The following is a 3,511-nucleotide window of genomic DNA, read 5'->3' on the forward strand; positions in this document are numbered from 1 at the left end:
GTGTTACTAAAGTTGTTAAAGGTGGACGTCGTCTTCGTTTTGCAGCTCTTGTAGTAGTTGGTGACCGCAACGGTCGTGTTGGTTTCGGTACTGGTAAAGCTCAAGAAGTACCAGAAGCTATCCGTAAAGCAGTTGAAGATGCGAAGAAAAACTTGATCGAAGTTCCAATGGTTGGTACAACTATTCCTCACGAAGTTCTTTCAGAATTTGGTGGAGCGAAAGTATTGCTTAAGCCAGCTGTTGAAGGTTCTGGAGTTGCTGCTGGTGGTGCTGTTCGTGCCGTCATCGAATTGGCAGGTGTGGCAGATGTTACATCTAAATCACTTGGCTCAAACACTCCAATCAACATCGTTCGTGCAACTGTTGAAGGCTTGAAACAATTGAAACGCGCTGAAGAAGTTGCTGCCCTTCGTGGTATTTCAGTTTCTGACTTGGCTTAAGAAAGGGGAACTCATGGCTCAAATTAAAATTACTTTGACTAAGTCTCCAATCGGACGCATCCCGTCACAACGTAAAACTGTTGTAGCACTTGGACTTGGCAAATTGAACAGCTCAGTTATCAAAGAAGACAATCCAGCGGTACGCGGTATGATCACTGCTGTATCTCACTTGGTAACTGTTGAAGAAGTTAAGTAAGCCTTGGCTGAAAAACTTTTATTAAGATACATTAGGGGATTTGAGAATTTTCTCAGCCCCTAAAACTAAATATATGTATAGGCGAGTTTGTATCAGAGACACCTTTTCTCTGGTACGAGCGCTAGCATTTTACAAAAGAGGAGAAAAAATTAATGAAACTTCATGAATTACAACCTGCTGCAGGTTCACGTAAAGTTCGCAACCGTGTTGGTCGCGGTACTTCATCAGGTAACGGTAAAACTTCTGGTCGCGGTCAAAAAGGTCAAAAAGCACGTAGCGGTGGCGGTGTTCGTCTTGGTTTTGAAGGTGGACAAACTCCATTGTTCCGTCGTGTACCAAAACGCGGTTTCTTGAATGTAAACCGTAAAGAATACGCGATTGTTAATCTTGACCAATTAAATATCTTTGAAGATGGTGCAGAAGTAACTCCAGTGGTTCTCATCGAAGCAGGTATTGTAAAAGCTGAAAAATCTGGTGTTAAGATTCTTGGTAACGGAGAATTGACTAAGAAGTTGACTGTTAAAGCAGCTAAGTTCTCTAAATCAGCTGAAGAAGCTATCACTGCTAAAGGTGGTTCAGTCGAAGTCATCTAAGAGAGGTGACCTATGTTTTTCAAGCTATTAAAAGACGCACTTAAAATAAAACAAGTACGGTCTAAGATTTTGTTCACACTGTTCATCATCTTAGTTTTCCGTATTGGTACAACTATAACCGTTCCAGGAATTAATGCGAAAGCATTGAACAGTTTAAGCGATTTACCTTTCTTAAACATGCTTAGTTTGGTTTCTGGGAATGCCATGCGTAACTTCTCTGTTTTTGCCCTTGGGGTTAGTCCCTATATCACGGCTTCAATCGTGGTTCAGCTCTTACAAATGGACTTGCTTCCAAAATTTGTAGAGTGGGGCAAGCAAGGGGAAGTCGGACGGAGAAAGCTTAATCAAGCAACTCGCTATATTTCCCTGGTATTGGCCTTTGTCCAATCCATCGGGATTACAGCTGGATTTGCGACTTTGTCAAGAACCAAACTAGTAGCGAATCCAAATTGGCAAACCTATCTTTTGATTGGTGCCCTCCTCACGACAGGTTCAGTTATTGTGACCTGGTTAGGAGAGCAAATCACAGATAAGGGTTATGGTAATGGTGTATCCATGATTATCTTTGCAGGGATTGTATCTGGTATTCCTGGTATGATCAAAGGGATCTATGAAGATTACTTTGTTAATATCCCGAGCGATCGACTCAATTCGTCTTTGATTTTCGTTGGAATTTTAATTGTTGCGGTTTTGGTGATTATCTATTTCACAACCTTTGTGCAACAAGCTGAGTACAAAATTCCAATTCAATATACGAAGATTGCTCAAGGTGCCCCTTCAAGTTCCTACCTACCGTTAAAAGTGAACCCTGCTGGTGTTATCCCGGTTATCTTTGCAAGTTCGATTACAGCTGCTCCAGCAGCCATCTTCCAATTTGTAAGTGCTATGGGCTATAACGCATCCTGGGTTCGGACGGCACAGGCGCTTCTGGCGACTACGACCATCAGTGGTATGTTTACCTATGCTCTCTTGATTATTCTCTTTACTTTCTTTTATACATTTGTACAAATTAATCCTGAAAAGACAGCAGAGAATTTACAAAAGAGTGGAGCCTACATCCCAGGTGTTCGTCCAGGTAAGGGAACGGAAGAATATATGTCTAAATTGCTTCGCCGTTTGGCGACAGTTGGCTCACTATTCCTAGGGATTATCACAATCATTCCGATCCTAGCCAAAGATCTTTTCGGTCTGACCGATGCAGTTGCTCTTGGAGGAACTAGTCTTCTTATCATCATTTCAACAGGTATTGAAGGAATGAAACAGCTGGAAGGCTACCTTCTGAAGCGTAAGTATGTCGGATTTATGGATACTACAACAGAATAGAAATAGGTTGACTTAGTCAACCTTCTATTTTGTTTTTAAAAAAGTTTATTAAGTGTTTTAATAGATTGCTTTAAAAACAAAAAAGGAGACAAAACATGAATCTTTTGATTATGGGCTTGCCAGGTGCAGGCAAGGGAACACAAGCAGCCAAAATTGTGGAACAATTCCACGTGGCACATATTTCAACTGGGGATATGTTCCGTGCTGCTATGGCCAATGAAACAGAAATGGGTGTTTTAGCGAAATCCTACATTTCTAAAGGCGAGTTGGTGCCAGATGAAGTGACAAACGGAATCGTGAAAGAGCGCTTGGCACAAGATGATATTAAAGAAACTGGTTTCTTGTTGGACGGTTATCCACGGACAATTGATCAAGCTCACGCCTTGGATCAAATCCTTGCAGATCTGGGTATCCAACTTGACGCAGTTATCAATATCGAAGTAAATCCAGATAGTTTGTTAGAACGTTTGAGTGGACGGATTATCCACCGCGAAACAGGGGAAACCTTCCACAAAGTTTTCAACCCACCAGTGGATTACAAAGAAGAAGATTACTATCAACGTGAAGACGACAAACCTGAAACAGTAAAGCGTCGTTTGGATGTTAATATCGCTCAAGGCCAACCAATTATTGATCATTACCGCGCTCAAGGACTCGTTCACGACATTCAGGGCAATCAAGAGATTGAGGCAGTCTTCTCAGATATCGAAAAAGTCTTGTCAAATTTAAAATAAAAGCGTTTTTCCCGCTTGCAATATTTGACAAGTAGTGATACAATGAGTTAGTCTGACTTATAATTGTTACCTCTGTGCTCAGAGGAATCTATCGAAATTTAGGGAGGTGCTTTTGCGTGGCAAAAGACGATGTGATTGAAGTCGAAGGCAAAGTAGTTGATACGATGCCGAACGCAATGTTTACGGTTGAACTTGAAAATGGACATCAGATTTTAGCAACAGTTT

The 3,511-nt window shown here is 41.4% G+C and carries 6 protein-coding genes; all 6 read left to right on the forward strand.

Translation table 11 applies throughout. The annotated features are described in order from the left end of the window. Positions 1-440, forward strand: a 440-nt coding sequence (gene rpsE / locus RWS39_RS09365; RefSeq protein WP_314482892.1) for a 30S ribosomal protein S5, incomplete at its 5' end; no start/stop codon positions are given. Between the two features lie 13 nt (positions 441-453). Continuing rightward, on the forward strand, positions 454-636 hold the full coding sequence (gene rpmD / locus RWS39_RS09370) for a 50S ribosomal protein L30 (RefSeq protein WP_002894509.1): 183 nt from the start codon (positions 454-456) through the stop codon (positions 634-636). A gap of 152 nt (positions 637-788) precedes the next feature. Next, positions 789-1,229, forward strand: coding sequence for a 50S ribosomal protein L15 (rplO, locus tag RWS39_RS09375; protein ID WP_037617756.1), 441 nt, complete (start codon positions 789-791; stop codon positions 1,227-1,229). 12 nt (positions 1,230-1,241) lie between these two features. Further along, a complete protein-coding gene (secY, locus tag RWS39_RS09380) occupies positions 1,242-2,552 on the forward strand; it encodes a preprotein translocase subunit SecY (protein ID WP_005591290.1) in 1,311 nt (436 codons plus the stop codon). 95 nt (positions 2,553-2,647) lie between these two features. Further along, the gene (locus RWS39_RS09385) at positions 2,648-3,286 is read left to right on the forward strand and encodes an adenylate kinase (protein ID WP_045498215.1); all 639 of its coding nucleotides are present in this window, start codon (positions 2,648-2,650) and stop codon (positions 3,284-3,286) included. Positions 3,287-3,402: 116 nt separating this feature from the next. Continuing rightward, a partial coding sequence (locus RWS39_RS09390) for a S1 domain-containing protein (protein WP_462982798.1) occupies positions 3,403-3,511 on the forward strand: 109 nt, incomplete at its 3' end.

Source organism: Streptococcus cristatus, assembly GCF_963529205.1.
In the GTDB taxonomy this organism is placed as follows: Bacteria; Bacillota; Bacilli; order Lactobacillales; family Streptococcaceae; genus Streptococcus; species Streptococcus cristatus_O.

Coding starts and splice junctions, on each gene's coding strand:
- rpmD (WP_002894509.1), top strand. CDS start 454: ATGGCTCAAATTAAAATTACTTTGACTAAGTCTCCAATCGGACGCATC.
- rplO (WP_037617756.1), top strand. CDS start 789: ATGAAACTTCATGAATTACAACCTGCTGCAGGTTCACGTAAAGTTCGC.
- secY (WP_005591290.1), top strand. CDS start 1,242: ATGTTTTTCAAGCTATTAAAAGACGCACTTAAAATAAAACAAGTACGG.
- RWS39_RS09385 (WP_045498215.1), top strand. CDS start 2,648: ATGAATCTTTTGATTATGGGCTTGCCAGGTGCAGGCAAGGGAACACAA.